The 26,055-nt window shown below is 48.6% G+C and carries 26 protein-coding genes; 14 read left to right on the forward strand and 12 right to left on the reverse strand.

Features of this window, described 5'->3' with window-relative positions:
* The first annotated feature begins 28 nt into the window (after nucleotides 1–28).
* Nucleotides 29–2,731 (forward strand): metallophosphoesterase, encoded by a 2,703-nt coding sequence (locus O9X78_RS05130; RefSeq protein WP_269618543.1) that lies wholly within the window; start codon nucleotides 29–31, stop codon nucleotides 2,729–2,731.
* Between the two features lie 12 nt (nucleotides 2,732–2,743).
* On the opposite strand, the gene O9X78_RS05135 is transcribed toward O9X78_RS05130, so the two are convergent.
* The gene (locus O9X78_RS05135) at nucleotides 2,744–3,622 is read right to left on the reverse strand and encodes a LysR family transcriptional regulator (RefSeq protein WP_269618737.1); all 879 of its coding nucleotides are present in this window, start codon (nucleotides 3,620–3,622) and stop codon (nucleotides 2,744–2,746) included.
* 124 nt (nucleotides 3,623–3,746) lie between these two features.
* Between O9X78_RS05135 and O9X78_RS05140 the strand changes: the two genes are divergently transcribed.
* From O9X78_RS05140 to O9X78_RS05165, 6 genes are all read left to right on the forward strand, one after another.
* Nucleotides 3,747–4,520, forward strand: a complete 774-nt coding sequence (locus O9X78_RS05140; protein ID WP_269618544.1) for a ferredoxin--NADP reductase — start codon at nucleotides 3,747–3,749, stop codon at nucleotides 4,518–4,520.
* A gap of 193 nt (nucleotides 4,521–4,713) precedes the next feature.
* Entirely contained in the window at nucleotides 4,714–5,853 is a 1,140-nt protein-coding gene (locus O9X78_RS05145; protein ID WP_269618545.1) for an alpha/beta hydrolase family protein, read from the forward strand.
* A gap of 150 nt (nucleotides 5,854–6,003) precedes the next feature.
* A complete protein-coding gene (locus O9X78_RS05150; protein WP_269618546.1) occupies nucleotides 6,004–6,390 on the forward strand; it encodes an MAPEG family protein in 387 nt (128 codons plus the stop codon).
* A 17-nt stretch (nucleotides 6,391–6,407) separates the two neighbouring features.
* Nucleotides 6,408–9,143 carry a CehA/McbA family metallohydrolase gene (locus tag O9X78_RS05155; RefSeq protein WP_269618738.1) on the forward strand — a complete coding sequence of 912 codons (2,736 nt, stop codon included), beginning with the start codon at nucleotides 6,408–6,410 and terminating at the stop codon, nucleotides 9,141–9,143.
* Nucleotides 9,144–9,302: 159 nt separating this feature from the next.
* Complete coding sequence (locus O9X78_RS05160; RefSeq protein WP_269618547.1) at nucleotides 9,303–9,971, forward strand: YiaD family glycine zipper/OmpA-like lipoprotein; 669 nt, start codon at nucleotides 9,303–9,305, stop codon at nucleotides 9,969–9,971.
* Nucleotides 9,972–10,058: 87 nt separating this feature from the next.
* The gene (locus O9X78_RS05165) at nucleotides 10,059–10,532 is read left to right on the forward strand and encodes an LEA/WHy family protein (RefSeq protein ID WP_269618548.1); all 474 of its coding nucleotides are present in this window, start codon (nucleotides 10,059–10,061) and stop codon (nucleotides 10,530–10,532) included.
* A 45-nt stretch (nucleotides 10,533–10,577) separates the two neighbouring features.
* On the opposite strand, the gene O9X78_RS05170 is transcribed toward O9X78_RS05165, so the two are convergent.
* Together O9X78_RS05170 and O9X78_RS05175 are read right to left on the reverse strand one after the other, a co-directional pair.
* The gene (locus tag O9X78_RS05170) at nucleotides 10,578–11,375 is read right to left on the reverse strand and encodes a ParA family protein (RefSeq protein ID WP_269618549.1); all 798 of its coding nucleotides are present in this window, start codon (nucleotides 11,373–11,375) and stop codon (nucleotides 10,578–10,580) included.
* Between the two features lie 101 nt (nucleotides 11,376–11,476).
* Nucleotides 11,477–11,743: a DUF1145 domain-containing protein gene (locus O9X78_RS05175; RefSeq protein ID WP_269618550.1), complete on the reverse strand. Its 267-nt coding sequence runs from the start codon at nucleotides 11,741–11,743 to the stop codon at nucleotides 11,477–11,479.
* A 106-nt stretch (nucleotides 11,744–11,849) separates the two neighbouring features.
* Here O9X78_RS05175 and O9X78_RS05180 point away from each other — a divergent pair, with 106 nt between their 5' ends.
* A complete protein-coding gene (locus O9X78_RS05180) occupies nucleotides 11,850–12,464 on the forward strand; it encodes a riboflavin synthase subunit alpha (protein ID WP_269618551.1) in 615 nt (204 codons plus the stop codon).
* Between the two features lie 42 nt (nucleotides 12,465–12,506).
* Here O9X78_RS05180 and O9X78_RS05185 read toward each other — a convergent pair whose 3' ends face one another.
* Nucleotides 12,507–13,637 carry a nitronate monooxygenase gene (locus O9X78_RS05185; RefSeq protein WP_269618552.1) on the reverse strand — a complete coding sequence of 377 codons (1,131 nt, stop codon included), beginning with the start codon at nucleotides 13,635–13,637 and terminating at the stop codon, nucleotides 12,507–12,509.
* Between the two features lie 227 nt (nucleotides 13,638–13,864).
* On the opposite strand from O9X78_RS05185, the gene O9X78_RS05190 reads away from it, so the two are divergent.
* Complete coding sequence (locus O9X78_RS05190) at nucleotides 13,865–14,065, forward strand: YdcH family protein (RefSeq protein WP_269618553.1); 201 nt, start codon at nucleotides 13,865–13,867, stop codon at nucleotides 14,063–14,065.
* A 273-nt stretch (nucleotides 14,066–14,338) separates the two neighbouring features.
* On the forward strand, nucleotides 14,339–15,118 hold the full coding sequence (locus tag O9X78_RS05195) for a methyltransferase (protein ID WP_269618554.1): 780 nt from the start codon (nucleotides 14,339–14,341) through the stop codon (nucleotides 15,116–15,118).
* Nucleotide 15,119: 1 nt separating this feature from the next.
* On the opposite strand, the gene O9X78_RS05200 is transcribed toward O9X78_RS05195, so the two are convergent.
* The 4 genes from O9X78_RS05200 to O9X78_RS05215 form a co-directional block, all read right to left on the reverse strand.
* Nucleotides 15,120–15,581, reverse strand: a complete 462-nt coding sequence (locus O9X78_RS05200) for an Mpo1 family 2-hydroxy fatty acid dioxygenase (protein WP_269618555.1) — start codon at nucleotides 15,579–15,581, stop codon at nucleotides 15,120–15,122.
* 89 nt (nucleotides 15,582–15,670) lie between these two features.
* Nucleotides 15,671–16,039: a PPOX class F420-dependent oxidoreductase gene (locus O9X78_RS05205; protein WP_269618556.1), complete on the reverse strand. Its 369-nt coding sequence runs from the start codon at nucleotides 16,037–16,039 to the stop codon at nucleotides 15,671–15,673.
* Nucleotides 16,040–16,395: 356 nt separating this feature from the next.
* Nucleotides 16,396–16,521, reverse strand: a complete 126-nt coding sequence (locus O9X78_RS05210; RefSeq protein ID WP_269618557.1) for a hypothetical protein — start codon at nucleotides 16,519–16,521, stop codon at nucleotides 16,396–16,398.
* Nucleotides 16,522–16,812: 291 nt separating this feature from the next.
* The gene (locus tag O9X78_RS05215; protein WP_269618558.1) at nucleotides 16,813–17,550 is read right to left on the reverse strand and encodes a glycerophosphodiester phosphodiesterase family protein; all 738 of its coding nucleotides are present in this window, start codon (nucleotides 17,548–17,550) and stop codon (nucleotides 16,813–16,815) included.
* Nucleotides 17,551–17,712: 162 nt separating this feature from the next.
* Here O9X78_RS05215 and asnS point away from each other — a divergent pair, with 162 nt between their 5' ends.
* On the forward strand, nucleotides 17,713–19,107 hold the full coding sequence (asnS, locus tag O9X78_RS05220) for an asparagine--tRNA ligase (protein ID WP_269618559.1): 1,395 nt from the start codon (nucleotides 17,713–17,715) through the stop codon (nucleotides 19,105–19,107).
* A gap of 101 nt (nucleotides 19,108–19,208) precedes the next feature.
* Here asnS and O9X78_RS05225 read toward each other — a convergent pair whose 3' ends face one another.
* Nucleotides 19,209–19,634, reverse strand: a complete 426-nt coding sequence (locus tag O9X78_RS05225; protein ID WP_269618560.1) for an Rrf2 family transcriptional regulator — start codon at nucleotides 19,632–19,634, stop codon at nucleotides 19,209–19,211.
* A 95-nt stretch (nucleotides 19,635–19,729) separates the two neighbouring features.
* Between O9X78_RS05225 and O9X78_RS05230 the strand changes: the two genes are divergently transcribed.
* Complete coding sequence (locus O9X78_RS05230) at nucleotides 19,730–20,086, forward strand: group I truncated hemoglobin (protein ID WP_269618561.1); 357 nt, start codon at nucleotides 19,730–19,732, stop codon at nucleotides 20,084–20,086.
* A gap of 115 nt (nucleotides 20,087–20,201) precedes the next feature.
* Here O9X78_RS05230 and O9X78_RS05235 read toward each other — a convergent pair whose 3' ends face one another.
* Complete coding sequence (locus O9X78_RS05235) at nucleotides 20,202–22,094, reverse strand: VacB/RNase II family 3'-5' exoribonuclease (RefSeq protein ID WP_269618562.1); 1,893 nt, start codon at nucleotides 22,092–22,094, stop codon at nucleotides 20,202–20,204.
* A 354-nt stretch (nucleotides 22,095–22,448) separates the two neighbouring features.
* On the opposite strand from O9X78_RS05235, the gene O9X78_RS05240 reads away from it, so the two are divergent.
* Together O9X78_RS05240 and O9X78_RS05245 are read left to right on the forward strand one after the other, a co-directional pair.
* Nucleotides 22,449–23,834: a PhoH family protein gene (locus O9X78_RS05240; protein ID WP_269618563.1), complete on the forward strand. Its 1,386-nt coding sequence runs from the start codon at nucleotides 22,449–22,451 to the stop codon at nucleotides 23,832–23,834.
* Nucleotides 23,835–24,004: 170 nt separating this feature from the next.
* Nucleotides 24,005–24,250, forward strand: coding sequence for a hypothetical protein (locus O9X78_RS05245; RefSeq protein WP_269618564.1), 246 nt, complete (start codon nucleotides 24,005–24,007; stop codon nucleotides 24,248–24,250).
* 13 nt (nucleotides 24,251–24,263) lie between these two features.
* On the opposite strand, the gene O9X78_RS05250 is transcribed toward O9X78_RS05245, so the two are convergent.
* The gene (locus O9X78_RS05250) at nucleotides 24,264–24,659 is read right to left on the reverse strand and encodes a gamma-butyrobetaine hydroxylase family protein (RefSeq protein WP_269618565.1); all 396 of its coding nucleotides are present in this window, start codon (nucleotides 24,657–24,659) and stop codon (nucleotides 24,264–24,266) included.
* Between the two features lie 70 nt (nucleotides 24,660–24,729).
* Entirely contained in the window at nucleotides 24,730–26,049 is a 1,320-nt protein-coding gene (gene hslU, locus O9X78_RS05255) for an ATP-dependent protease ATPase subunit HslU (RefSeq protein WP_269618566.1), read from the reverse strand.
* Nucleotides 26,050–26,055: the final 6 nt, after the last annotated feature.

Raw genomic sequence — 26,055 nt, forward strand, 5'->3', positions numbered from 1 at the left:
ACTATTAATATGGATATTTGAGCGGCTAATGCGAACGAACATTTTTGGTTTTTTATTCTGTGTGGCCTCACTTGGACTTGCGGGCTGTGGTCATAGTGGCTCAGGTGGACTTTCTGATTCGCCATACCCGACTGAAAATGGCAGCGATTTTATCTCCGTTGTGGACGGTCTAGAGCTTAATTTAGCGGAGCAGGGTGGAAGGCTATTTATTCCGGGTGATGCAGTCGTTGAGGATACGCCAGTCAGTGTCGCTGTCCTTCAGGGTGCAGACTTACCTGATGCAAGTAGGCTGGTTTCTGCAGTCTATGAATTCTCTCCCACAAATTTAAGTCTTTCTAAAGCCGCGAGCTTAAGCCTGATCGTTCCCGCAACGGTTAACGATAGCGACAGCCTTTATTTGGCCGAGTTGATTGATGGGCGGTGGCAGGGTATCGCCTCGTCAATGCGGCTTGGTGATACAGTAACGGCGTCGATAAGCCGCTTTGGCATCTACGCAGTTTTGCGTCGTGAGCCTCGTATCGCTGATAAAACGATTGGCCCCGATTGCGAGGCTGGCGGTACGGAACAGTCGGTTCGATTTATTCATGTTGCGGATTTGCATTCTCGATTTGGTTACCGGGAGCAGCTCTACAGCCGTATCAAGGCGGCGCATCTCCAAGCCCTAAGAGAAGAACCCTATACCGTATTTACTAATGGCGGCGATGATTTCGAGAAAGGCACTGTTGCTGAGCAGCTTTCTTCCGGTTCAGCTACCATTGCTGCAACGAAGGCGATGGCATTTGATGTGCGCGTGGTGGGTAATCATGATTATGCGTGGGGGCCAGAACAGCTACTCGAATACTCGCAAGATGACAGTGCGGTAGTGTTGGCCAGCAATACCTGGTACACCGGTAGCAGCGGTGAATTTGCCGCTGTTGATTTTGCGACGGTGAATGTAGGTTGTATCAAAATTGGCTTTTTTGGTATGACGTCGGTGCCTTGGAATGAATTGGATGAGCCAGTAGAGTCGGCGCCTATCCCTGACTTTATTGCTGATTTCTCTATGAATTGGTCCTGGCAGTCTGTGGCCCAGTCTATTGTCGGTCGATATCGCGGTGATGTGGATTACATGGTTATGTTAAGCCACATGGGGCTTGGGCCTGATGAAGACCTCGCTGCAAAAGTGAGTGGCGTAGACTTAGTGTTGGGCGGTCATACCCATGGCGGCGAAAGTTTTGAAACCCTTGATAACGGAACGATGATTGTTCAGCCTGAATTTTATGGTAGAGGCTATACAGACCTAAAGCTGGTGTTTCGGCTCAGTGACAAGGTTCTTACCGATGTCGATTACAAAACCTACGCAAGCAATGATGTATTAACGGCGGATGCGAATACAGCGGCAAGCATAGACGAGATCATGGGGCTTTACGCCCCCGATGCTGAGACCGAAATTGCCGTGTCTGAGAATTTTCCGGATCAACGGGATATTGCCCGAATTGCTGCAGAAGCAGCGATGCATGTTCACGGTGTAAATGCTGCATTATTAGACCCGGCTCAGGTGACTGCGCTTTGGTTGCCGGGAAGTTTGAGCCAGGAAGATTTTATCAATAGTTATCAGGTAGAGCGTCAGCCTTCGAATACGCCGGGTTTTAATGCCATGTATGCGGTGTCGGTAAGCGGCGCGCAGTTAGAGCAAATGGCGGCTGAGCAGACAGGATGGTTTGCAAAATTACCATCGCCACTGCAGGCAACCAAAATCTATAAGCTGGTATTACAAAAAGGGCCGGCACTCAATCTAGCGCTATTTTTTCCGCTAACATTTAATGAGCAAAGTAATCTTAGCGTCTCGTCCTTATCTGAAACGTGGTATGCCCTGGATCAGTACGCGCGATATCGTACAAGTCAGTGTTTACATATTGATACTGACAAGGCGCTTATCGCCTGTAGTCCAAAAACGCAAACTACGGTGTGGCAATTTGATGATTCGGATCAGCCATTTGCAGCAGACTTTGGGCCAGCGCAATTATCTTTTTTTGATCCCGAGGCAAATGCTAGTAGTGCCGCAGTAACTCGGTTCGTCAGTACTACGGAGCTTGGTATTAGCGATCTTCCAGATGGTGCATCAGGGGTGTTGGCGTTTGATGATTACCGACCAGATGAGGGTTTAGTTTTACGACACAATGGCTTGGCCAATGGCGCATTTGCTGAACTCGGCTTGGTCTCAGATTATACGGTAGTCATGGATTTGTATTGGCCAGCAGCCAGCGACAATCAGTGGCGCGCCCTACTGCAGACCTCACTAAATAATAGCGATGATGCTGACATATTTGTTGAAAAGGCCGTTGCGGGTGGTGTCGGCGTGGCAACATCGGGCTCGGGGTATTTTGGTAGTTTACCCGCCGAGAGCTGGCATCGGGTGGCTTTCGTCTTTTATGCGGCGCCAATAGAAGACGGCGCGGGTGGCACGTTTAAAGTCTTTATTGACGGCGAGTTGGTCGGTGAAAAAACCGCCGGGGATGTGGGGCAGCGGTGGGCGCTGGATGAGTTTGCCTTGTTGTTCACTGATAACAGTTTTGAAACCGCGCCGGGCTATCTGAATGCACTTTTATTTTCCGGGCGCGCATTGTCAGACAATGAGATTGTCGTATTAGGGGGGGCATCGCGAAAGCTGGTATTTAGCCCCGATGTGCGCACTCTTAATCAAAGCGTCTTGCGCCACTACACGTCAGCGCCAGATGTACGCTCACACTAAGGCGCGGCCTACCTAGCTGTTTTTGCACAGTTCGAGCCAGCGCAATATGCCTTCGCTGCGGTATTTTTGGCGGTGCAGAATGAAATAGAAGTAGCGTTTAAAATCGCGGTTGGCTGCGGTGAGCGGCACCAAGCGGCCGCTGTCGAAGGCTGTTTGTAATGACAAGGTTGATAGGCAGCCAATCCCTAGTCCGGTTTCGACTGCGCGTTTAATTGCTTCGGTGTGCTGCAACTCAAGACGAATATTGAGCTCGGGTAGAAGTTCGTGAATTGCGCGATCGAAGGCTTGGCGAGTACCTGAGCCGCCTTCGCGCAGTATCCATTGAGCGGCCAATAAGTCTGCGTCCGTCAGATTCTTTTTAGTGGCTAGCGGATGTTTCGCGCTGCAAAAAATCTGCAGTTCATCTTCACGCCAACGCGTGACTTCTAAATCTGGGTGATGTAACTCGCCTTCAATTAGGCCAATGTCCAAGTCAAAATTTAAGACCTGTTGGCTAATCATGGCGGTATTCGCCACATTTAACTGCACTTTTGCCGCAGGGTGGCGGTTGATGAACTCCGCCATGATGTCTACCGCGAGGTAATTGCCAATGGTGAGGGTTGCGCCCACGTTCAATTCGCCGACTTGGTCGTGGCGGCGGAACCCCTGTTCTAATGCCCGCGCTTGGTCTAGCAGAGCCTCGGCCTGAGGGCGCAGCGCGCGGCCTAATTCATTGATTTGTAGTCGTTTTCCTATTCGATCGAATAGCTGTATGGAAAATTGCTGCTCAAGGTCTTTTAAGGCACTGGAGGCGGCTGATTGTGACATAGAGAGCTGTTCCGCCGCGCGAGTGATGTTCTCGGTGTGGGCGGCGGCAAGAAAAACTTCAAGTTGTCGCAAGGTATAGTGCATATTCGCAAAACCGATATGAAAAATCATAATTAGTCATTTTGCCGATAGCATAATCTTCCCGTACAGTGTTGGCAAGCAAGATGAGAGGCGCGGCTTTGGCGCCAATACGGAAGAGGAGTTTGCAATGAGCAATATAATTTCTGAGCGAGTTACCAGCGTCCATCACTGGAATGACACGCTATTCAGTTTTAAGACTAGCCGCGATCCGTCATTTCGTTTTGAAAATGGCCACTTCACCATGATTGGTCTAAAGCAGGGTGAAAGAAACCTGATGCGCGCATATAGCATTGTGAGTGCAAATTATGAGGAGGAACTTGAGTTCTTCAGCATAAAAGTAGCCGATGGTCCGCTTACGTCAAAATTGCAGCAAATTAAAGTGGGTGATGAGATTTTAATCAGCCGCAAGCCAACGGGTACGCTAGTCGCTGACAATTTACTACCCGGCAAAAACTTGTACCTTCTCAGTACCGGCACTGGACTGGCGCCGTTTATGAGTATTATTAAAGATCCCGAAGTGTATGAGAAGTTTGAGAAAATAGTGCTGGTTCACGGCGTTCGTTATGAGAGCGAGCTGGCTTACCAAGACTTTATTCGCAATCACTTGCCTGAGCAGGAATATTTTGGCGATATCGTGCGGGATAAATTGGTTTACTACCCCACCGTTACCCGAGAAAAATTTGCAAATCAGGGCCGTCTGACGGATTTAATTCGCAGCGGCAAGTTGATGGCTGACGTAGGCTTACCGGCGCTGAACACAGATGACGATCGCTTTATGATTTGCGGTAGCCCCAGCATGCTGAAAGATACGTGCGGCCTCCTAAGCGCAGCAGGTTTTCAGGAAACCCGAGGCGGTCAGTACGGACATTTCGTGATCGAGCGAGCGTTTGTAGAACACTAATTTTCAGCGCAGTTCTTATCTTGACCTGTTTAAAGCCCCTTAGTTGGGGCTTTTTTTTTGCGCGCTCCACTCTCCGCTGATTAGCGGCAGGGTTTTATTTTGCTATTTATTGCTTGATTAGGTGTTTAGGGTGGAGTCCTGTTAGCAGCCTTGATAAGTTAGAGCACGTCTTTGTTAATGGCATGAGATCGCTATGTTTAAAAAAATACTACTATCACTCTTCGTACTGATTATTGCTGTGGGTGTGTATCTTAAATTTGGCAATTTGCCTGAGCCTTTGCCAGCAGACTCGCAAAGTAGCCAGTGGCTGGAACGGGGCATTTACGACGTTACCTATTTTGACGTTGAGCTTGTGGATGATACTCGGCCCACTCAGAAGAATGGCGATTTTGAAGGTAGTAATGAGCGCCGTTTAGAGACGCGTATATGGTATCCCGAGGGTCTGGTTGGGGCGGCGCCCTTGCTTATTTATAGCCATGGTTTTATGTCTTCGCGAACCGGCGGTAGCTACCTTGCCGAACATTTTGCCAGTCATGGTTACATTGTTGCCGCCATGGATTATCCACTGACAAATATGCAAGCGCCGGGCGGGCCGCTTGTGAAGGATGTGGTCAATCAACCTGCCGATATCAGTTTTTTAATAGATCAGTTCGTGTCTTGGGACGCAGATCCCAGTCATCAGTTTTATGATCAGATTGATGAGCGGCGTATTGGCGTTATGGGTTTGTCATTGGGTGGTATGACCTCGACCTTGGCGGCATTTCATCCTCGTGAGGCAGATTTACGAATTTCTGCTGCTGTGTCTATTGCCGGGCCAGTATTTGTATTTGGGCCTGCATTTTACGGGCATAGGGATATTCCATTCATGATGATTGCGTCGCCCATTGATGCAATGATTGATTACAAGACTAATGCCGCAACCATTTTGCCCAATGTTAAGGGAGCGATATTAGTGACCATGGACAAGGCGTCGCATACCGGGTTCGCGGCGCCAGGGCGCTATTTGCGCTGGTTAGATAATGCGGATTTGTTGGGTTGCTCTATGGTGACCCGTGGACTTGAGAAGACCGCTGACGAATCTTGGGCTAGTGCTTTAGGTGGGCCTGAAGAGGGAATTTTGCCAGTGTTGCAAAGCGATTTGTGCACGATGGACCCCTTGCCGCCGGCAATGAATCCGATTCGTCAGCAATGGCTGACTACACTGGCGGTCTTTTCCTTCTTTGAATCGCAATTTGCCTTGAGTGAGTTACATCGGCAGGAGGCTCGTGACTACTTAATAAGTACCTACCCTAAAGAAATCTCTGAGGTCAGTGTAGACTACGCGCCAAAGTAAATTTAAATTTCCAGAATTGAGTCCCAGGTCTATCTGCGGAAACGATGGCCAGTTATATTGCTGAGTGCAGTAAAGCCACCATCTATAGTGTTGCCGTGGGCGGCGCGAGTATTGGCTAAATTAATAATAATTCGATAAGGAAGAGAACCGATGACAGTGGCTTTTTGGTGTGTCTTGATAGCATGTTTACTGCCTAATATGACGGCATGGGTATGCGGGTATTTTCGTGGCAAACAGTTCGGTAAGATAGATAATAAACATCCTCGCGCGCAGTATGCGCAGCTCGAAGGGCCCGGCGCGCGCGCTTTTGCCGCCCAGCAAAATGCCTGGGAAGCCTTGCCGGTATTTACTGCGGCGGTGGTGATTGCGCATTTGGCGGGTGTCGACCCAGCTAAGTCCGCGATAGCCGCTGAGGTGTTTATCGTCGCACGGGTTTTGTACCCCATTTTTTACATCGCAAATAAGGATGCGCTTCGTTCTTTGGTGTTTATTGTCGGCCTTGGTGCCTGCATCTCTTTGTTTGTCATGGCGGCGTAAATCGGGTGATAGCAGTGATGCACAAATGGACACGGATGTTGTGCTTGCCTTTAGGTTTAGCGCTTTGCATGGGTGCTATCGCTAAAACTGAAACGCCTACGGACGATGGCCTAGCTGCTGTGGAGGAATTTTTGCCCGTGGAGGAGGCGCCTCCTCCTCCGTCGTTACTCCGCGCTGAGCAAATTCAGTCTGCAAGCTTTGACAGCTTTCCGCGAGGCGGTCCCGATAGCATTGCCGGGCTTGGCGATTGGTGGCTGACTAATGGGAAAATCTGTATAGCTGTAAGTGGCATTAATCATCACGCAGGTATTGTTGCCGGTGGTGGTACGCTTATAGATGTGGGGCATTGCGAGCGCGGTGACGATCAGTGGACCTATGCCAATATTCTTACCGGCTTGGCGAAAGAAACCGCGATACCTGCATCAAAAATCAGTGCGCTTATCGATGGTGGGCACGCGGATATTATCACTGTGGGTGAAAGCGATGGTATTCGCCAAACGGTGACGTACCGTTTGTTTGAAGGTGGCGAGTCTCTCGATATCGACGTGCAGATCGAGCGTATCGGTGACGGCCGCGCCGTGCAAATGAGCGGATTATTTACCCTGTATTCTCAGCGCGCGTTAACTCCCTTTAGTTTGTCTAGCTATATCCCTGATGCAACCTTGGGATTTAAGCATCCCGCGATAGATCGCAATAAGGTGTCTTCTTTATTAGAAGGGATGCTGCCCAGCGATTGGAATATTTTAGTGGGTGCCGATACCTACGATACCGCGATTAGTTACGGGGTGCAGTTGGCTTCTGCCGAGTTGATTAAGGCAAATGGGAGTCGTCAGCCGCTGCCGCGTTTTTTGGCGGTATTTCCTGACTATAGCTTGCATGGTTGGATGACTCGTCCGTTGTGGTTTCAAAGTGAGCGCTTAACTTGGCTATCTTTGTTGCAAAACCAGTTTATGGATTTGGAAAAAGGCGAGCGGATGCTGGCCAAATTTAAAGTCTTACTTGGCGATCGTGCTGACGTTGCCACGGTGACCGACCAGATTTATACCGGCCCGCAGCTGCGTGGCTACGTGAACAATGTTGATGTGTCTGTGGCCGTGTGGGATCAAGATGATCGCCCTGTTACCCAGAGTCGTGTCGCGGCGGATGGAAGCTTTAATATCCGTCTGCCGAAACATGTTCAGTGGGTAAAAATGCAGGCGACCGCGCCCTGGGGGCAGAAGATTACTAGGGAGTTGTCACTGGCTGATGCGCGCAATGATAGCGGTCGCTGGGTTTTCAGGAAGAATGGCACCCTAACTTTGCCCCGTGGCGTGCCAATGAGTCTCTATTTCTTTGGTTTTGGTGACACTGCAACACCGGAGTTTGGTAATGATTTACTTGGCTTCACCGAGCAGGGTGTGTCGCTGCCCGGTATGATGCGTCGCAATCGCATCGATCTGGCGGGTGTTGATTCAGACTTGGAAGCAATTGATTTACCCCCAGGCCAGTACCGAGTTCTGACTGCCCGCGGTCTAGAGTTCGATGTAAAAGAATATTTACTTACTGTTGTGGCGGGTAAGACAAGTCAGCTACCGATCGTTTCTCCAAAACGCATTTGGTATGGTGGCGATTGGCACTCCGCCGATTTACACGTACACAGTGGGGCAAGTTTTGATTCAATATTGCCCTTTGACGAACGCCTGAGAAGCTTCGTGGCGCAGGGCGCGGAGGTTTTAGTTGCCAGCGAGCATAATCGCTTGATTGATCAGCGCAGCCGAGTGGCTGCCTTGGGCTTGGAAGGCAAGGTACAGGTCGTTACTGGTAGTGAGTTAACGGGTATGTCGAGAACTGCTAAAGCACTCACCACCGTTGGGCATAGCAACGCCTTTCCTTTAACGGCGAAGCCGATGGAGTTTGCTGGTGGCAGTCCTCAGGTGGAAGATCGGGCATTGCGTGAGGTCATCGCAGGTGTGCGCGAGCAATCCCCCAATGCAATATTTCAATTGAATCACCCCCGCGCCGCAAATCCAATTGATGCGGACTTGGCTTTTTTTGATCATCTTTCGGTGGGTAAACGCTATGATCCGATGCAGTCTTTAGAGAGTTTTAATAACAAGAGTTTATTGGCACCAGATCCTGTCTCTGGTTTTCGAGATATTGATTTCGACGTGATAGAAGTACTTAATGGCGCTGAGTTTGCGGTGTATTCTCAAATTCGTGACGACTGGTTTTCTCTGCTGAATCAAGGCGCTCGACGCGCTGCGACGGGTAATAGCGACTCGCATGGACTTCGCAGCGTTGTTGCTGCACCGCGAAACTATGTTTATGTTCCAAATTCTAACAAGCAGCTGCCTTTAGATGAGGGCGCATTTGTCGATGCAGTAAGAGCGGGTCATAGCTTTGCGACTACTGGTCCACTGCTAGCAGTTACGCTCCGCGATGCCTACTCAGAGGTGGGAATGGGAGATACATTTTCAGGGCGGCGTGGCGAACTGCATGTACAGATTGACGCAGCGCCCTGGGTGACGGTTGATACTCTTACCCTTTGGGTTAACGGTGAGATCTACCGACAGTTGAAGGTGGCTGTGGGCGACCATAAGGTGATTGAAATCATCGCTAGCGAGGACTCTTACGTAGTGGTAGAGGTGAGTGGGCAACCTAGTGCGGTGTATCGTGCGCTGATGCCAGATTTGGCGCCGCTAGCCCTAAGTAACCCTATTTATATCGACGCAGATGGCAATGGAGAGTGGCGCGCACCTAGAATAATGAACTAGTCTAAGGCTCCGGCTGTCATACTCGGCAAGTACTAAGTATGACTACTGAAAGCGCGCTAATGATTTAATGCTGTGAATATTGGCATGTTTTTTTTGATGTAAGCTGTGTCATGATTGATTCAGGACGCAAAGAAAGATGACGAACGAGGGGGTTCACCAATGAAAATGTCTATTAATGTTAGCCGTTGGGCAGTTGTGCTTATGGCCGCAATTTTCGCGACGGCCTGTAGTATCGATCCGTATACCGGCGAAGAGAAAACCAGTAATACTGCTAAAGGTGCCGGCTGGGGTGCATTGGGCGGCGCGGTTTTAGGTGCTGCGGTATCAAGTAAAAAAGACCGTAAAAAAGGTGCCTTGCAGGGTGCAGTAGTTGGTGCGGCTGCCGGTGGTGGCTATGGTTATTACATGGACCGTCAAGAAGCGAAACTGCGCGCACGCCTTGAGGGAACTGGGGTTGGTGTTCAGCGCGTTGGTGACACAATCAAATTAATCATGCCGGGTAACATTACCTTTGACACAGGCAGCGCTTCGATTAAAGGTGGGTTCACCGATGTGTTAGACAGTGTTGTTTTGGTTGCTAAAGAGTTTGATAAAACGTTGATGCAAATCAATGGTTATACTGACTCTACTGGTAGCTTCCAAACAAACCAATCCTTGTCTGAGCAGCGTGCAGGTAGTGTAGGTCGCTACTTTATGAATCAGGGTGTTGCTGCAAGCCGTATCCGTACTACCGGTTATGGCCCTCGTGATCCAATTGGTGACAACAGCACTGCATCAGGCCGTGAACAGAACCGCCGTGTTGAAATTGAGATGTTACCTACTCAGTAATATCTGTACTTAGAAACACAAAAGGGCGTCATCAATGGCGCCCTTTTTTTGTCTGAAAATCATGTGGGTTAGTTTGAGGTGCCAGTAATGATACAAAATGCTATTCGACCAATATTAATTTTTGTTGCGGTGACATTGCTCGGTGCCTGCGCCGCATTTAACCCTATTGAAAAACCGCGGGCGGCCATTACAAATATTAAAATGGCGCCGGGTAACGGTTTTCAACAAAAGCTGTTGGTTGGTTTACAGCTAGATAATCCTAACGCTTTTGCCGTTAATCTTGGTCGTTTGAGATACACCTTGGAGTTGCAAGGGCAGTCTTTGGCGGGCGGTAGCTTAAACGAAGCGATTAGTTTGCCAGCGAATGGTCAGACTCAGCTCGTTATTCCTGTTGAGGTTAATTTACTGAGTGGATTGGGTGTGCTGAGTAAGATTTTAGGCAATATGCAATCTGACCTAGATTACAAACTCAGTCTGACTGCGGCAGTGACTAATTTTGGCTTGGGTGATATCACCATTAACAAGGTGGGTAAAGTTGGGCTGGGAGGCTCGGCACCCTAGTGGCTAGAGTCATTCGTGGCAGGCTCGCTGTCCTGCCGCGTAAGTTTAAGCGCGCTTAGCTGAACTCCCTTTTTTACTATTGTCGAGACTGTCGTGAAGGCTGACTAGCTGCTGGGTTAGCTTGTGTGAGGGAGCATAGTAAATCAGCGGAATTTGTTTACTGCGTGACTCTTTCATTTTCACCGAGCTGCTTAAATATTGTTCGAATATTGGTAGACCTTCGGCTTTCATACTTTCAATCAATTGCGTTGGCAAGCTAGCTTGTGCTTGGAATTGATTAACAACAATACCTTCCAGCTTTAGCCCTTCGTTGTGATCTTCGCGAATTTCGTCAACGGTTTCCAATAAGCCCAGCAATGCGCCCTGAGAGAAGCTATCGCAGTCGAAAGGAATGACCAATGAATCAGCGGCAATCAGTGCCGACCTGCTATAAAAATTTAGGGCGGGAGGCGTATCTATGTAGATATGCTCATACTCTGCTTCTAGCTTAGTTAGCGCGTCGCGGAGCTTGTAAATTTTGTGGCGTGATTCTAATTCGCGCTCAATCACCGCAAGCTCGGGGTGGGCGGGCATCAAATACAAATTTTCAAATTCGGTTTCGTAAATACAATCACTTGCTTCTTTGCTTTTTCCGAATAAGGAGAGCTTTTGCTTAAAGAAGTCTGCGGCGTTGTCTTCGAGGTCGCGAAATTGCGGACCAATTAAATATTCACTGCTATTTCCCTGAATATCGAGATCGATCAGCAGGGTTTTAAAACCTTTCCACGCGCTTATGGCTGCGAGGTTGCAGCTGATGCTTGTTTTACCGACGCCGCCTTTTTGATTAAAAATTACCCGCTTCATTGCTCCGCCCTGACGATGTGTTGCTGGGAAAAACTAATCCTAGCAGCTCTCGTGCCAAGGTGCTATGGCCGCGCTTTATAAGCTAATGCTGCGGGTGCAACTCAGGACGTGGATTTAGATTTTTTGCCAATCCATTCGCCAGTGCGGAGCACGCCAAACAGTAAAACGACAATATAGCCTTCGGCGGGATTTGTGTATTCGCGGTGAATGTCTTTGCGAAAGACGATGCACTCTAGTATGTGTGCAACAAATATAGCGAGACCGCCCCATGTTAGCCAATGGCTGTTTTCACCAAGTAAGGGATAGAAAAAATTTACGACAAAGGCAATCCAGATACCGAGTTGCCCGATTTTTAAAAGCGTTATCATAAACCTCAAATCCTTCGTTATTATGCACAATGGCTGCATAATGCAGTATTGATTGTGGCGCTTCAAGAGCTGTTACACTCTTGTCACTTTATGAGAGATTGTTTTTATGTATACGGGGATTGTGCACGGTGCTTTTCCGCTTGCCTCAGTGGTAAGAAAGCCCGGACTGCATCAGCTTTATATTGATTTACCGCCTGTGCTATTAGAAGACTTAACGATTGGTGCAAGCGTCGGGTTAGATGGTGTATGTATGACGGTGACGAGCATTGATGGCGGCCGTGTTTCGTTTGACGCTATGCAAGAAACTTTGTCCCTGACCACGTTGGGCGATTTGAGCGAAGGTGACCGGGTCAATGTAGAGCGATCTGCTAAACAAGGTGCAGAAATTGGTGGTCATAACATTTCGGGCCATGTAGATGGTCGCGCTGAAATTATTGCTATTGAAGAGTCTGAGAATAATTGCACGCTTCGTTTCCGTTTGCCGTCAAATTTAAGTAAATACGTATTCAAGAAAGGCTTTATCGGCGTAAGTGGCTGTAGCTTGACCGTTGCGGATTATAAGCGCGACGAAGCGGAGTTCTCCGTGTGCTTAATTCCCGAAACATTGCGGGTGACTACTTTTGCTGAGAAACGGGTTGGTGATCGGGTAAACATTGAGGTTGATCGACAAACTCAGGTTATTGTCGATACGGTAGAGCGGGTATTAGCTGAGCGAGCTTAGAGTAGCGACTCCAGCGATTTACACGCTGGAGTCGCTGTCGTTTTACGCCTCGTCTGGCATGAGGCTGTTTAAGCGCTCTAAGGCATCTACATATTCAGTAACCAAGCGGAAGATGACTGCACGGGTAGATTCAACGTGGTTGATTTGACCAACGACTTGGCCAACTGGGTTGAATGCAACTTTTTGGCAGTCGCCTACTGAGGCATAGCGGGCTGTGCGACGAATACCATCGCCACTAACTAGCCCTTGCAGCGGCATGCCTAGCGGGCTAGGTGAATCTGCACGATCCCATGCTTCAGTCCACTCGTTTTTCAGCATCCGGCAGGTTTTACCTGTCCAGGAGCGTGAACGAACAGTGTCTTCGCTAGATGCTTTAAGTAGCGATTCTTTCTGCGCAGGTTCGGCGTGAGCTTCTTCTACTGTCAGCCACAGTGATCCGGTCCACACTCCGGCGCAACCCATACTCATTGCAGCAAGCATTTGCTGACCATTACCTATACCGCCTGCGGCGAGAACAGGAACTGGCGCTGCCGCGGCGACAGCTTGGGGCCACAATACTACCGAGCCAACATCGCCGGCATGTCCACCACCTTCACCACCTTGCGCGACGATAAAGTCCAGTCCAGCTTCTTTATGAGCCTTAGCCTGTTTAACTCGACCACATAGTGCACCAACAAGTCGACCGCTATCTTGTATCATTTTGACTTTGTCGGCAGGCGGTGTGCCCAGCGCGTTGGCGATTAACTTACATTTGGGGCGGGTTAGTGCTTCCATCAGTAGCGGTGTCGCGGTCGCTTCCGTCCAGCCCAATAGGCCCATACTGTTGGTGCCGTCTGGCCATTCCGGAACACCGGCATCGGCCAATAGTTTTTGGGCGAAATCGATATGCTCCTGTGGGACCATTTTCCACAATTCCTTTTCAAGGTCTTCTGGGCTCATATCGCCCATGCCTTCGTATTTTTGCGGAATAACGATATCCACACCGTAGGGAAGGTCACCAATGTGTTCATCAATCCAATCTAATTCAGCTTTCAGTTCTTCCGGTGAGAATCCAACCGCACCTAGTACGCCGATACCACCGGCTTTACTGACGGCGACTACGACATCGCGACAATGCGTGAATGCGAAAATGGGATATTCAATGCCGAGCTTCTTACAAATTTCGGTATACATTTCGGGCCTCTGACTTATTGTGGCGCGGAACACACGACGCCATGAGTTGACCTGATCAGTATTGCGGACGCCCTCGAGATCGACAATGGCGTAAGTAATCAATCGCCATTGACTAAAAAGATCAGTATTCTTTACTCCTATATGCCCTTGGGCTTGTGTGTTCCAGTCTTGCAGCGTAAAAAGTGGTGCTAGACTTCGTAAATCCCGTATAGGAATTTCGTTTAAAAATGGACAGAATCCCCTCCATAAGTGCACGCATATTGCTTTTACAAATTCGTCATCGTGCTCTGGATACGGAAATAACAGAACTGGCTTTGAACCCATATCAAAACCAGTTGTTGCTGCAGCGGCTTAAAAAAGAGAAGTTGCGTATCAAGGATGAAATACAGTGGTTAAAAGACGAGTTAATACCTGACCTAGATGCGTAAGCAGGCTGGGTGCGTTGACTTGTGAGATATATCTCACGTAGCGTGCTGCTGTTGTCTGCTTTTACTTCCCTAGTAAGGGCCCATAATAGGTCCTGTCAGGAAGACGTAAGCATTCAACGGAATGAATGCGACATAGGATGTCGAAATTTTAAGAAGCCAGAGCGAAAGCTCTGGTTTTTTTTTGCATTGAGCTTTTCCCTTGGCTTACTTAAGCTGCAGCCCTTTAAGTTGTTCCATTTATATGACCTCCATATATAGCCACAGGGCTGATCAATGACAGATCGAAACTTTGACGGTATCGCCGAGCGATTTCAAAAGAATATATACGGCAATGCCAAGGGAGAGTTGCGTCTGGCGCTGTGTTGGCGCGAGCTAGTCGATAAATTGCCAGAGCTAAATAGCGGCCGGTGTATGTCGGTATGGGATGCGGGCGGCGGCCTAGGGCAAATGAGTATCAGCTTAGCGGAACTCGGGCATTCTGTGCTGCTCAATGATATTTCGGCTGATATGTTGGATGTGGCTCGCCGCGACATTGAAAATAAAGGCCTGGCGCAAAATGTCGATATTCGCCACGACGCTATTCAAGCGATTACTGCAGAACCTGAATCCCTGCAGTCCTTCGATCTGGTGCTCTGCCATGCGGTACTTGAATGGGTGGCTGATCCTGAAAAGGTGGTTGCCGCTTTAGTTGCCGGGATGCGGCCCGGTGCGCATTTGTCGCTGATGTTCTATAACCTTAATGCGCTTGTTTTGAGTAATATGGCGAAGGGGAATCTTTACAAGCTGCGCGACCGAGATTTTGCCGGTCACCCCGGTGGCTTAACCCCGCCATCGCCGCGACAGCCCCAGTTAATTATGGAATTGCTGCAGCAGGCTGGTGTGGAAATTGTTGCTAAGCGCGGAATTCGCCTAGTCTATGATTTGATGCCGAGGGCGGTGAGGGCGGAGCGAAGTTTGGACGATGTGCAGGCTTTAGAGTGGCAGTACGGCGCAGAGGAACCCTTTTGGGCTTTGGGTCGTTATGTGCATCTGCTGTGCCGACTGCCGCAGTAGTTTAGTTCTTGCGAAAGCGTATACCGAGCTTGTCGTATAGTGCGCCCAAGATCCAAAGAGGCCCGATTAATAAAAATAATATATCAGTAAAGAAGGAGGGTTTTTGCGCTTCTTCTTTATGGCCAATAAATTGAAAAATCCATGCGATGATCCAAATTACCGCGGCGGGTATCCATAGCGGAAATGCGACATAACTTTGGTAAGCCATAATCCCAGCCGCGAGAAGGATGACAAATGGCAGCATTCCCAGAGCCAATCTTCCCGATAAGTAACCATAAAAAAACATGGCGCCTATGAGAATAACTTGACCTAAGTTGACCTGTGTGGCGGGAATCTGTACTAGCCACAGGAGTGCAACGGTACATACCGCAATCGCAGGTACGCACCAATAATGAATACGCTTGTTGCCTGGATGTTGGTGCGAATCATTATATTCGTCGAGCCATTGGTTTAGGTTGCGCATTGTAAAACTCCGCTGCTAGGTCAAAATGTCTACGCTAAGTGAAGCGCCTTTGTGGGTCAATGACCTGACTGACATAGCGGCTAGACTATTTAGGTCAGTTCGATCTTAATAAATGCACGTTTTTTCTTGCGACCGCTTAGCGCGGAGGTAATATCTAGTAGTCGCATTTGAAAACCATATTTCTTGACGAGTAGGCGGTGTGCATCCTCGCTTTCTTTTGCATCAATTAAATATGCGTTTCCATCAACAGCATCACCCAAGGGTTTGCCGGTAACTGTGCATGGTGAAATTTTACATTCGCTAAAATTGCGAACGCGTTTCACCTTACCTGCTTCACCCGCAGAAAAAATATAGAGGGTTTTGTTGTCGCCAGCGCACCAAACAGGAGTCGCTACGAAGCTGCCGTTGCGCTTTTTTGTGCTAAATAGAATGTAGCTAGACTGATGAAGGGCCGTCATTATCTCAAATCCGTAGGTTTATTTATGCTGGCTAGTGTGCGTTGTGACCGCGTGTCTTGCAATACACTGCCATAGTAGGGCGTAGACGATGAGCTATATTTTCGTATGCGGAATGCATTAAATTTATTAGCGGGCGAGAAAGGGATTTGCCGCCGATGCTTGGCGGCAAATTTTACTTCATATCTGAGTGTGGTGATGGATAAGTGGTTAACTCAGAAGAGTGTTGCAATACAATAAAATAAGCCTGTGAAAACGATGGAGATCAGACTCAGTTTTGCGCTCTGTTGAGCAATATCGCTAATAGTGCACGCGCTACTAGTGTGCGTGTTCATTTTTAAATCCTCTCAGTGGATAAATTAAAGTAGACCAATAAAGCATGATGCGATGCCGACAGCGACGATCGCGATAAGGCTGTATTTGGCGGCAAGTTCACCAATAGTATTAGTATCGTGGTTTTGGATTGCTTGTTGTAGTTGAGTCATGATGTTGCTCCGTCTATAAGTTTTGTGTGTGTCTTGATGACGGTGTCAGTATACGAAGAAGCAAGAAATAATTGGGTTACACGCGCTGTGACATAGTGAATGTGAAATGGCGTTTTGGACCGTATTTTTAACTATTTGGACAGGTAGTGCGGAGAATAAAAACAAGGACTTAGCGGGTCTATTACCGAATGTTTAAACAACTGTTAAGTGGGGTTAATGATGGCTTGCGGGTTAAATTGTTGTAATAACAGAAATGAACCGCCGAATAGTGATGCCCTTCAAAGAAAAATACTAGGTATCTAACGAGAACTCGGCGAGTAGCTCGCCAATTAAGAAGCTTTCTACGGCAGCGGCCCCGCGAGTAAACCACGTTTCGGCCTCTACTTTGCTGCCGACTTCATAAATGAGTATTGGCCATGGCAATGTCGTAAAGTCGGCGTCGACGGGTACGCAGTTGCGGTCGCAAAAAATGACTTCAGGTTTTAATTCAACTAATGCGGTAGATTGCCAATCAGGCCATACATCAAAGACGGCGCCAAAGCGTTTCCAGCCTTCGTGGAGCGCAAGGTGAAGTGCATTTAGCTCAAAGCTAATCAAAATGCATCGAGATGCCACAGATCTTAAGGTGTTTATAACGGCGTCTACGACTATCTGCTCGCCAAATTGGCTCAGACTTTCCTCTTTAATTTCCACATAAGCATTCACCTTGGGGTGTGCTTCCAATAGAGTCACAATATCACTAAGGCGGCACATGGGGTTGCGAAGGAATGCGTCACCAAGACGATAACTTTCGCTAGCATAAAAGGAGTCGAGTTCTGCTGCGTTATGCTCCCATATCAGTCCCTCGCGCTGACACATGCGCATTAAACTCGCGTCGTGAAATACAAAAGGTACTCCGTCGGCGCTTAGCTGAATATCGAGCTCGATATTAACCGCGCCCGCTTCTATGGCTTTTTCAAATGCAATGAGGGTGTTTTCGGGGTAGTGTTTACGCCAGCCGCGGTGGGCGACAAAGTTCTCTGCTTGCATATAAATTTCACCGCCAATTATGTTGTGTAGTGGTTGTTAGTTTATCTTAGCTACTATTAAGGAAGGTGCAATGGCATATTTAAACGCGCACCTTTGGAATAACTATTGCTATACGAGTTGCGCGCATATAATGCGTCATTAGCCTGAATTTTTGGAGAACATATGTCTGTGGTATCGATAAAAGCCTTATTGGCTGGACAGCGTGAACCGGGATGCGAGGTAACGGTAAAGGGATGGATTCGTAGCCGACGGGATTCAAAGGGGGGATTTTCTTTTTTAGCGGTGCACGATGGCTCGGCGCAGTCGGCAATACAGGTTGTCGCGCCCGGCGAGCTTGCAAATTACGATGCTGATATTTTGAAATTAACTGCGGGCTGCTCGGTGATCGTCAGTGGCGAACTGGTCGCGTCTCAGGGTAAGGGACAAAACGTAGAGATACAGGCCAAACAAATTGATGTTTGTGGCTGGGTTGATGATCCAGATACTTATCCTATAGCCAAGAAACGCCATAGCTTTGAATATTTACGCACAGTGGCCCACCTCCGGCCACGAACGAACACCTTTGGCGCCATCACGCGGGTGCGGACTGTGCTGGCGAATGCGGTGCATCGCTACTTTTATGAGCGCGGTTTCCAGTGGATTAATTCGCCGCTGATCACAGCGAGCGATTGTGAAGGCGCGGGTGAGATGTTCCGTGTTAGTACTCTAGATTTAATGAATTTGCCCCACACTGAAAATGGCGGTATCGACTTCAGGGAAGACTTCTTTGGTAAAGAAGCCTTTCTTACTGTGTCTGGTCAGCTCAATGCCGAGGCTTATTGTTTGGCAATGTCGAAGGTCTACACCTTCGGGCCGACCTTTCGGGCAGAAAACTCAAATACTAGTCGCCACCTTGCCGAGTTTTGGATGGTCGAGCCTGAAATTGCCTTCGCTAACTTAGACGATGACGCGGCGCTTGCTGAAGACTTTTTGCGCTATCTTCTCTCTGAGGTGTTGGAGCATTGCGAAGACGATCTCGCCTTCTTTAATCAGTATGTGGATGACGGCGTTCTGGTGCGTCTGCAGAAAGTAGCGACGACGAGTTTTGAGCGCATGGATTATAGCGACGCGATTAAGATTCTCGAAAAATCCGGTAAAAAGTTTGAGTATCCCGTGCGCTGGGGCTTAGATATGCAGTCAGAGCACGAACGCTTCCTCTGCGAGGAACATGTTGGTGGCCCACTTATCGTCACTAATTATCCTAAAGACATAAAAGCCTTTTATATGCGGATGAATGATGATGAAAAAACTGTTGCTGCAATGGATGTTCTCGCGCCGGGCATCGGCGAAATTATAGGCGGCAGTCAGCGAGAGGAGCGTTTAGATGTGCTTGAACGCCGTATGGCCGAACAGGGTTTAAATGGTTTGGAGTGGTACCGAGATTTACGTCGCTACGGCACCGTGGCGCATGCGGGCTTTGGTTTGGGTTTTGAACGGTTGCTGAACTACATTACCGGAATGGATAATATCCGTGATGCGATCCCATTTCCAAGAACCCCTAAACACGCTGATTACTAAGTATATAAAACTTCCTGAATGGTCGACCTATCACAAGATAGGTCGATGTTTCTGCTTAGTTGTTTTGCCTTTTATCTGTCTATAGCTTTTATTGAGTTTGCTTAGCCTTCCATAAATAGTATTTTTTGAGTCTCACCGTCTAAAATATCGGCGAGGCTATATCCAGTTAAGGCGCTTAAAAAGGCCTGAATCGCTCCTTCCAGTAGCCCCTTTAATTTACAGCCACGAATAATACGGCAGGGTTGTTCGCTGCAGTTAATCGGCTGCAGTGTGGTTTCAAAATGCCTCACGATCTCAACAAGCGCAATTTGCTCTGCGGGGTAACTCAGTCTTATTCCGCCACCCTTGCCACGAACGGCATCGACGTAGCCTAGACGAACTAACTGCATGACTACCTTAGAGATATGATTAGACGAAATGCGGTAAAAATCGCAGATGTGTTGGATTGTCGCGAGCTCACCTTCGGGCAAGTGCCCAAGGTAGATTAGCGTTCGAAAAGCGTAATCAGTCTGTTTGCTAAGTTTCATCGTTAGAGGCTTGCGTTTCCCTAAAAGATGCGGGTAGTATACATGCTTTAAAGATGCATTTAAATTGCATCTTAATGGCGCTGAGGACAAATAACATGACAACATTGTATGAGCGGATTGGTGGTGAGGCAGCGGTAGATAAAGCAGTAGATATTTTTTATGACAAAATTATGGCTGATGATCGCATTAAATCATTCTTTGAAAACATCGATATGTTTGCGCAGGCTCGCAAGCAAAAGCTGTTTTTAACGATGGTGTTTGGCGGTCCCAGTGACTATACCGGTAAAGATATGCGCAGTGGTCACGCCGGGATGGGCATAGATGACAGCCATTTTAATGCAGTCGTCGAAAATTTAGCGGCGACACTCGCTGAGCTTGGTGTGAGCAATGATGATATTGGCGAAGTCGCGAAAATTGCAGAAAGTGTTCGTGACGATGTGCTAAACCGTTAAAGTCGCTGGTCTTTAATTAGCAAGCAATTGCGATTTGATTCGGGGCTGAGCTAGCCCCGAATCAAATCTTTAGCACTTATTGCCTTGGCAAGACCAAAACGATCTGCTTGGATTTCTAGGCAACCAATAAAAACATCAGTTTGCGTTGGAAGTCGTCTAGCTCAGATGTTTTTACTTTTACCAGTTGGTCAAGCTGGAATGACTGCTTGTCGTTATATAGTCGCAGCGTGTCTGCATCGAAACTCAATTTTTCCGGAATCGCGCGAGCTTCTACGAAGCCGCTGATACCCGTATCAATCAGTTCAACGGTAAAGCCGCCGCCGTTCACGTGGGCAATGCGAGCGTCGTAAACCGTATCTGATGTATTGCGCGCTAAATACTGGTATTGCAGCCATTGTTCCATTTGCTTGCTGGCTTGGCGGCCGTTGCGAATGGTTTCTTGCAATACCGCTAGCTCGTCGTCATTGGGCAGTGTCGGAACTTCATTATTTAATTTGGCGCGAATACAGCGTTGTACCAGTAAATCACTGTATTTACGCAATGGCGAGGTGAACGTTGTGTAGCGTTCTAGACCAAGTCCGAAGTGGGGTTTCGGTTCAAGGCTAAGGTCGCCAGGCTGTAGCATGCGGGCGAAGATACTGCGCAGTGGCAGTGTAGATTCGCTGTTCTCGCTGGCCTTAATAAGTGCTTTGTAGCCAGTTAGTGTGCTCAGGTCGCAGTCGGTCAAACTTGGGATTTCTTTGTTCAGTACGGCTTTTACATTTTCGTAGCGATCTTCGCGAAGGCCTGCATGACAAACGTATAGCGCGGGTGAGTCGGCTAGCCAAAGTGCGGCGCTGCGATTAGCTGCGAGCATACATTCTTCTACTAGGCGGTGCGCGTCGTTGCGCTCAATTTTTGTAATGCTTTCTATCTTGCGCTGTTCATTTAGCTGGAAGTAGAAATCTGCCTGTTCCGGCATGATGATGTAGTGTTCGCGACGATATTTTTTTAGTGCCAAGCTAGCGGCATATAACTCGCTCAGGCAGGCTTGGTCTAAATCCATGTCACCGTGAAGATGAGCGTGTACGTCGCTATAACTGAGTTTGGCGCGCGACCGAACAAGTGCTTCGCTGAACTGAATGTCGCTGATTTCACCGTCATGACTGACCTGTACGCTACATACGATGGCGGTGCGGTCTTCATTGGCGATGAGTGAACAACTGCCTTGGGAAATGGGATTTGGCAGCATGGTTTGGGTGAAACCGGGTAAGTATACTGTGTTCGCGCGTTGACGCGCCGCGTAGTCTAGCGGACTGCCCGCGGTGATGAATGCGCCGGGGTCGGCAACGGCTACGTGCAGTTCCCAGCCATTGTCGTTGGCTTGCGCCCATAGAGCATCGTCGATATCACGGGTTTCCGCTGAGTCGATAGTGACAAAGGGAATGTCGCGGAGATCTAAGCGAGCTTCGGCGCGGATATCTTCGCCAATGCTGCAGTCTTTCGGCCAATCACGAGGCAATTTAAATTTGCGTTGGGTGTACTTGCCTTCAATCCCCGCGTTCTCTGGGCTACCGATGTTCTCTAATACTTTGACTTGGGATTTACCGTCTTTGAACGGGTGTTGTGCTACTTGGCAGTATAAGAAGTCGCCTTCACTGCATTTTTTGCGCTGCGATGGGGGAATGAATAATAGCTTATTAAACCGAGGTAAATCAGGTTCGATAAAGTGACCTTGTCCGCGCACCACATAGCGACCAGTAAAGCAGTCTAGGGGGCTTTCTAACAGTTTTTCTAATTCTGCTTTGAATTTCCCTTTGTCGTCGGTGTGTACAGTAATTTTTACGCGATCCCCAGGGAAGACCCGCTGCATATCGTCGGGGGCAAGGAATACGTCGCGGCCGTCGTCAAGGCGAACAAATCCGAACCGACGCTGGCTGCCGCGAACTTCGCCTTCGCCTTGATCTTTGGTTTCGATGATTTTGGTTTTCAGCTGGCTTAGCTGTTGCAGGGCATTTTTGTCGAGCATGAATCGATGGTACCTGTGTTCGGGTCGCGAAAAAGGGGTACAGGGTAGCGGAAATGTGTGGCGGAGTCTTCCGATATCACTGCGATAACGGTTGACAATGATAGCCATCGCTTTTAATAATCAAGCTACGCTGTGTTGTATGGATAGGTATATTGCCGTCACACCTTCATGGCCTTCGGGCTAACAGTCACCACCCCTCTGCGCGCTGTATCCGTTCAGTCTCGCTGTCTCAGTCCTACGCCCTGCGAGCTGGTATTTTCTTCCCGAGTACCCCCTTAACTGGTTATGCAAACTGCCTATTCACGGCGGCGCCGCGTGCTGGTCATTATTTCCGCTGTCAACAGAGAGTACCTTATGGAAAAAGTCTTTGTTCTTGATACTAACGTGTTACTGCATGACCCTATGGCGCTGAGCGCCTTTCACGAGCATCGGGTGGTGATTCCGATGACGGTATTGGAGGAGTTAGATCATATCAAAGACAGGCGCGACAAAGATGTGAGTCGCGAGGCGAGGATAGCGATTAATGCTATCGATAAAATTTTGTTTAACGCCAGCCCGAAGGCAATTCAGGAAGGAGTGCCGATTCCCAGTGCGCGTGGCGATGACAAAAATGGCACCTTGGCAATTTTCCCTGATCAATTAATTAATCACGATGTGCCAGCTCCCTACCTTGATGGTAGTCAGCAGCAGGCAAATGATAATCGCATCATTAATGTTGCATTGCATTTACAGGTGAAGAATCCCAAAGCCTATGTGTGCTTAGTGACCAAAGATATCAATATGCGTTTGAAGGCCAAGGGCTCGGGGCTGGAGAACGTTGAGGATTATCGGAAAGATCGGGTACTTGAAGATATTCAATACATGGCAAAGGGTTACGAGCATTTACCTGGTAATTTTTGGAGTCAGGTGGATAAGGTCGACACGCTTCGCGAAGGTGGACAAACCCTGCATGTGTTAAATCGCGACGTGCTACCAAAAGTGCATATTAATGAGTTTATCTACGACGATAGCGGCTTTACCAGCATGGTCAGATCGGTAGACGAAGATAAGCTTGAATTGCTGGATTTAAGTCGAGATCAGCTAATGCACCAGCGGATGTGGGGCTTAAGTCCGCGGAATTTTGAACAGGCCATGGCCTTCTTCTTAATTTCTCGGCCGCACATTGATATGACCGTGCTGACTGGGCCTGCCGGTTCGGGCAAAACCTTGATCGCACTGGCATACGGCCTCCATGCGATTTTAGAAGAAAAGCGCTTTGATAAAATGATAGTGGCGCGCTCAACGCCGCCGATGGCCGAGGATATCGGTTTTCTTCCGGGTACTGAAGAAGAGAAGATGGCGCCTTGGCTGGCGGCGTTTGAGGATAATCTTGAGGTCTTGCACGGCACGGATGAGTCGCCGTATAGCAGTATCGAGTATGTGAAGGACAAGGCAAATATTCAGTTTAAGTCTTTGAATTTTATGCGGGGGCGTTCCTTTAACAATGCCTATATCGTTATTGATGAGGCCCAGGGGCTAACCCAGTTCCAGCTTAAATCCATTATTACGCGGGTGGGGGTAAATTCTAAAATCGTTGTCTTGGGTAACCTTGCGCAGATTGATAACAAGTATATTTCTCCATTAACCTCTGGCCTTACCTACCTCGTGGAAAAAAGTAAGAACTTTGAGCACGCCGGTGTCATGCATGTGAACGGCATAGAACGTTCACGCTTAGCGGCATTTGCGGAGGAGAATTTGTAAGAGTAAATGGTCTAGGTTGTAAGTCATGGGTGGTAAGGGGGACTGCGTTGCTAAATGCAGCCTCTTTGCTCCTGCCATTTTGAAATTGTCAATAGGGTGAAGTGCGGCTGTTAGGTCGGCGTTTACTTGAGTATCGTAAATGTTTGCAAAACCATATTTGCGGTGGGGCCATGACACGAATTCAAGAACAGCGCGACGGGGGAGCGCTCCCAGATAATGCCCTTGAACTGCTGACCGATATGCAGCGTATTGCCTTGCGTCGTATCGAGAATTTTGGCTGGACCCTAAAATTTATTCGTCAGCCAAGTTTTGAGCCGCCGCTCGTGGTGGTTGAAAACTCGACGGGCGTAAATATTGGGGTGTTGGAAGAAGATGGTGGGGTTAATCTAAGTCCACGTATTGTGCTGCGCGAATAATAGCGCACTTTGCTTAGTTAAAGAATTTAACGACCTGTTCGTCTGGATCTCGGCTCTCTTTGTTATCATCTAGTTTTTGTAAGTACTCTTTCCATAGCGCGTCTTGTTGATCACATAATTCCCGCAGATACGTCCACGAAAAAATACCGCTGTCGTGACCATCGCTAAAGACTAATTGCAGGGCGTAATTCCCGACGGGTACCAGTTCGGTAATGTGTACGTTTAGTTTTCCCGTTTGCAGTGTTTCCTGTCCCGCGCCGTGGCCTCTAACTTCCGCAGACGGTGAGTGTACACGTAGAAATTCACTACTCAGAGAAAACGCTTCACCGTTAGGGTAGCTGATATCTAACTGTTGGGATTGTTTACGAAACTTGATGTTCGTTGGCGTGGTGTTCGAGGCGTCAGCCATCTTGGGTTACCGTTTTCAACCTAAATTTATTAAAAAAGTGATGCGCGCAACGAAGCGCGCATCACCGAACTTACAGAATAAACCGGCTTAAGTCTTCGTCTTTTGCTAGTTCGCCCAATTGATCATTCACGTAACCGGAATCTATGACTACGGTGTCGTGCTTGTCGCTGGCATCGAAAGAAATGCTCTCTAGTAAACGCTCCATAATCGTATGTAGGCGACGGGCGCCGATATTTTCAGTGCGCTCGTTCACTTCCCACGCCGTTTCAGCGATGCGTCGAATGCCGTCTTTGGTGAACTCGATTTTTAGGCCTTCGGTGTTCAGCAGCGCTTGGTATTGCTCTGTTAAGGACGCATGTGGCTCGGTGAGGATGCGTTCAAAATCCTCGGGGGTCAATGCAGATAATTCCACGCGAATAGGTAGTCGGCCCTGCAGCTCCGGTATCAGGTCTGATGGCTTGCTCAGGTGAAACGCACCGGATGCCACAAACAAAATATGATCGGTACGAATAACGCCGTGTTTGGTGCTAACGGTGCATCCTTCTATTAAGGGCAGTAAGTCCCGCTGAACCCCTTCGCGGGATACATCGCCGCCACCGGATTCCTGACGCTTGGCAACCTTGTCGATTTCGTCAATAAAGACAATACCATTTTGTTCTGCAGCCTCTAGTGCACGGGTTTTTAAGTCTTCTTCGTTAACCAGTTTGGCCGCTTCTTCGTCCTGTGCTTGCTTGAGTGCTGACTTGACCGTCATACGACGGGTTTTCTTTTTGTCATTGCCTAATTTAGAAAACATACCCTGGAGCTGACTGGTCATTTCCTCCATGCCCGGCGGCGCCATAATTTCTACGCCAATGGGGGTGGCGTTGAGCTCAATGTCTATTTCGCGCTCATCTAGCTCACCTTCGCGAAGCTTTTTGCGAAATAGCTGGCGGGTATTGTCGCTGCGTTCTTCGCCGTTATTTTCGCCACGTGCAGGGGGCAGCAAGATATCGAGAATGCGTTCTTCAGCCGCGTCGGCGGCGCGGTGTGCAACCTGCTCCATGGCCTGCTCGCGATAAAGCTTGATTGATACATCGACTAAGTCGCGCACAATCGATTCAACATCACGACCAACGTAGCCCACTTCGGTAAATTTAGTGGCTTCTACTTTGATGAAAGGCGCATTGGATAGTTTTGCGAGTCGGCGCGCAATTTCGGTTTTACCTACGCCGGTAGGGCCAATCATTAAAATATTCTTTGGGGTGATCTCTTCGCGCAGATCTTCTTCCAATTGCATGCGACGCCAGCGGTTGCGCAGTGCGATCGCTACTGCGCGTTTGGCGTCGTTCTGGCCAACAATATGTTTGTCGAGTTCGTGAACAATTTCACGGGGTGTCATATTAGACATCAGGTA

The organism is Zhongshania aquatica (assembly GCF_027257955.1).
In the GTDB taxonomy this organism is placed as follows: domain Bacteria; phylum Pseudomonadota; class Gammaproteobacteria; order Pseudomonadales; family Spongiibacteraceae; genus Spongiibacter; species Spongiibacter aquatica.

Excerpts from the sequence above, each read along its gene's own strand:
- O9X78_RS05165 (WP_269618548.1), top strand. The coding sequence starts at position 10,059 with ATGATACAAAATGCTATTCGACCAATATTAATTTTTGTTGCGGTGACA.
- O9X78_RS05130 (WP_269618543.1), top strand. The coding sequence starts at position 29 with ATGCGAACGAACATTTTTGGTTTTTTATTCTGTGTGGCCTCACTTGGA.
- O9X78_RS05235 (WP_269618562.1), bottom strand. The coding sequence starts at position 22,094 with ATGCTCGACAAAAATGCCCTGCAACAGCTAAGCCAGCTGAAAACCAAA.
- asnS (WP_269618559.1), top strand. The coding sequence starts at position 17,713 with ATGTCTGTGGTATCGATAAAAGCCTTATTGGCTGGACAGCGTGAACCG.
- O9X78_RS05135 (WP_269618737.1), bottom strand. The coding sequence starts at position 3,622 with ATGCACTATACCTTGCGACAACTTGAAGTTTTTCTTGCCGCCGCCCAC.
- O9X78_RS05140 (WP_269618544.1), top strand. The coding sequence starts at position 3,747 with ATGAGCAATATAATTTCTGAGCGAGTTACCAGCGTCCATCACTGGAAT.
- O9X78_RS05180 (WP_269618551.1), top strand. The coding sequence starts at position 11,850 with ATGTATACGGGGATTGTGCACGGTGCTTTTCCGCTTGCCTCAGTGGTA.
- O9X78_RS05210 (WP_269618557.1), bottom strand. The coding sequence starts at position 16,521 with ATGACTCAACTACAACAAGCAATCCAAAACCACGATACTAATACTATT.
- O9X78_RS05145 (WP_269618545.1), top strand. The coding sequence starts at position 4,714 with ATGTTTAAAAAAATACTACTATCACTCTTCGTACTGATTATTGCTGTG.
- O9X78_RS05175 (WP_269618550.1), bottom strand. The coding sequence starts at position 11,743 with ATGATAACGCTTTTAAAAATCGGGCAACTCGGTATCTGGATTGCCTTT.
- O9X78_RS05215 (WP_269618558.1), bottom strand. The coding sequence starts at position 17,550 with ATGCAAGCAGAGAACTTTGTCGCCCACCGCGGCTGGCGTAAACACTAC.
- O9X78_RS05225 (WP_269618560.1), bottom strand. The coding sequence starts at position 19,634 with ATGAAACTTAGCAAACAGACTGATTACGCTTTTCGAACGCTAATCTAC.
- O9X78_RS05195 (WP_269618554.1), top strand. The coding sequence starts at position 14,339 with ATGACAGATCGAAACTTTGACGGTATCGCCGAGCGATTTCAAAAGAAT.
- O9X78_RS05190 (WP_269618553.1), top strand. The coding sequence starts at position 13,865 with ATGGACAGAATCCCCTCCATAAGTGCACGCATATTGCTTTTACAAATT.
- O9X78_RS05170 (WP_269618549.1), bottom strand. The coding sequence starts at position 11,375 with ATGAAGCGGGTAATTTTTAATCAAAAAGGCGGCGTCGGTAAAACAAGC.
- O9X78_RS05155 (WP_269618738.1), top strand. The coding sequence starts at position 6,408 with ATGCACAAATGGACACGGATGTTGTGCTTGCCTTTAGGTTTAGCGCTT.
- O9X78_RS05200 (WP_269618555.1), bottom strand. The coding sequence starts at position 15,581 with ATGCGCAACCTAAACCAATGGCTCGACGAATATAATGATTCGCACCAA.
- O9X78_RS05205 (WP_269618556.1), bottom strand. The coding sequence starts at position 16,039 with ATGACGGCCCTTCATCAGTCTAGCTACATTCTATTTAGCACAAAAAAG.
- O9X78_RS05240 (WP_269618563.1), top strand. The coding sequence starts at position 22,449 with ATGGAAAAAGTCTTTGTTCTTGATACTAACGTGTTACTGCATGACCCT.
- hslU (WP_269618566.1), bottom strand. The coding sequence starts at position 26,049 with ATGTCTAATATGACACCCCGTGAAATTGTTCACGAACTCGACAAACAT.
- O9X78_RS05150 (WP_269618546.1), top strand. The coding sequence starts at position 6,004 with ATGACAGTGGCTTTTTGGTGTGTCTTGATAGCATGTTTACTGCCTAAT.
- O9X78_RS05230 (WP_269618561.1), top strand. The coding sequence starts at position 19,730 with ATGACAACATTGTATGAGCGGATTGGTGGTGAGGCAGCGGTAGATAAA.
- O9X78_RS05245 (WP_269618564.1), top strand. The coding sequence starts at position 24,005 with ATGACACGAATTCAAGAACAGCGCGACGGGGGAGCGCTCCCAGATAAT.
- O9X78_RS05185 (WP_269618552.1), bottom strand. The coding sequence starts at position 13,637 with ATGTATACCGAAATTTGTAAGAAGCTCGGCATTGAATATCCCATTTTC.
- O9X78_RS05160 (WP_269618547.1), top strand. The coding sequence starts at position 9,303 with ATGAAAATGTCTATTAATGTTAGCCGTTGGGCAGTTGTGCTTATGGCC.
- O9X78_RS05250 (WP_269618565.1), bottom strand. The coding sequence starts at position 24,659 with ATGGCTGACGCCTCGAACACCACGCCAACGAACATCAAGTTTCGTAAA.